The organism is Schnuerera sp. (assembly GCF_035459645.1).
In the GTDB taxonomy this organism is placed as follows: Bacteria; Bacillota; Clostridia; order Tissierellales; family Tepidimicrobiaceae; genus Schnuerera.
The window spans coordinates 1-1774 of record NZ_DATHXO010000352.1; the positions used below are offsets into that span (position 1 = coordinate 1).

Sequence of the window (1774 nt, forward strand, 5' to 3'; positions counted from 1 at the left end):
TAATAAGTATGCGGAAGGATATCCTGGAAAAAGATACTACGGCGGTTGCAAATATGTAGATATGGTAGAAGATATAGCAAGGGATAGATTAAAAAAATTATTTGGTGCAGAACAGGGAAAAACGCAGAAGGACTATTAGAATCAGTAAATATTACTACCAATAAAAATACAATACCTTTTGACCCTGAAAGTCCTTTTGTAACTAGTGGTATAAGAATTGGAACTCCTGCTGTAACTACAAGGGGTATGAAGGAAAAAGAAATGGTAGAAGTTGCAGAGATAATGAGTCTTACATTACAGGAGAAACATAGTGTAGAGGAATTAAGAAAACAGGTTGAAAACCTTTGTAATAGATATCCTCTTTATGATTAAGACAATAAGACGACTCCATTGTTACAAAATATAATATAATAAAAACATAAGGCTAGCTATTGATATATGCTAGCCTTAAGTTTTGTAAAAATCATCAAATTCAGTTGGCGTAGCATTAATCATTGCATTATAATAAAGAATTAGAATATAATAAGTAGGTACCAACTATGTTTTGGAGTGGATATTATGGATATGAAGGTTAAAAATTTGATGAACCAGTTTCAAAATTTCAAAGTGTTGGCTGGAGAAGGTGGATTGAATAGGAAAGTTAGTACTGTAACTGTTATGGATGCTCCCGATATATATAATTGGATGAAAGGCGGAGAGTTTTTAATTACTACAGCCTATATAATGAAAGATAATCCATTGGAACTTAAAAATTTGGTTATAAAATTAAATGAAAATGGAGCATCAGCTTTAGGTATTAAAATAGGCAGATTTATTGAAGAATTGCCACCAGAGGTAAAAAAAACGGCAGATATGTTGAATTTCCCTATTATCTATATACCAACTGATTTTGCTTTCAGCGATGTTATACATCCTGTTCTTTCAAAAATAGTTAATATGCAAGCTAAAAAGTTAATGATGTCAGAAAAGATTCATAAATCTTTCACTCAGATAGTTATTGAAGGCAAGGGAACTAACCATATTATTGAAACTTTATATGGAATATTAAATAGAAATGTAGCTTTTATGGATTTGGTTTTTAATAGAAATTATATAAGAAGTAAATCTAATAAGTTTAAAGAAGATATTGACAATTTAGGTCTTAAAAAAATATTAACCAAATACTATAATTATACTGTTCAAATTGGCAGTTCTATTTATGGATATATAATAGTGGAGGAAAACAAGAAAAATAATTCTTTAGAGGATTTGGATAGAATAACTATAGAACATGCTAGTACAGTTCTTAAACTAAATATTCAAAAGGAGATTTCTAATCACCAAATAGAGCAAAAATATAGAGATGAGTTTATTCAAGATTTATTATTAAACAATATAAGGACTGTAGAAGAAGCAAATAACAGAGCAGCACTATATGGATGGAAAATGGATAAGGGACTTGTTTGTTTAATAATAGATATAGATAATTTTAAAGGAAGGTTTTTATCCTTAGAAAATACTAAAGGATTAGAAGAAGAAAGGGATAATGTATTTCGTTTAATTACAGTTAAAATGAAGAAAAGTTTTTATAAATCTTTCTATACCAATTATAGTGACAGTATAGTGTTTTTAATAGAACCAGATGTAAATCCTATAGAAGATTTTTTTAAAAAACTTGAAAGGGTTTCTGGAGAAATAAGAAATGAAGTCAGAGAAAATAGTGATTTTACTGTAACTGTAGGCATAGGAAGTTATAAAAAGTCGGTAACAGATATATATATAAGTTTTATAGAGG

General features: G+C 28.7%; 1 protein-coding gene and 2 pseudogenes. All 3 read left to right on the forward strand.

The annotated features are described in order from the left end of the window. Positions 1-139, forward strand: a pseudogene (locus tag VK998_RS13045) (serine hydroxymethyltransferase); the annotation flags it as partial. Continuing rightward, positions 112-372 (forward strand): annotated as a pseudogene (locus VK998_RS13110) (serine hydroxymethyltransferase); the annotation flags it as partial. The pseudogenes VK998_RS13045 and VK998_RS13110, both read left to right, overlap by 28 nt. Positions 373-558: 186 nt before the next feature. Continuing rightward, positions 559-1774: PucR family transcriptional regulator (locus VK998_RS08220; protein ID WP_325227511.1), on the forward strand; the 1216-nt coding region annotated here is incomplete at its 3' end.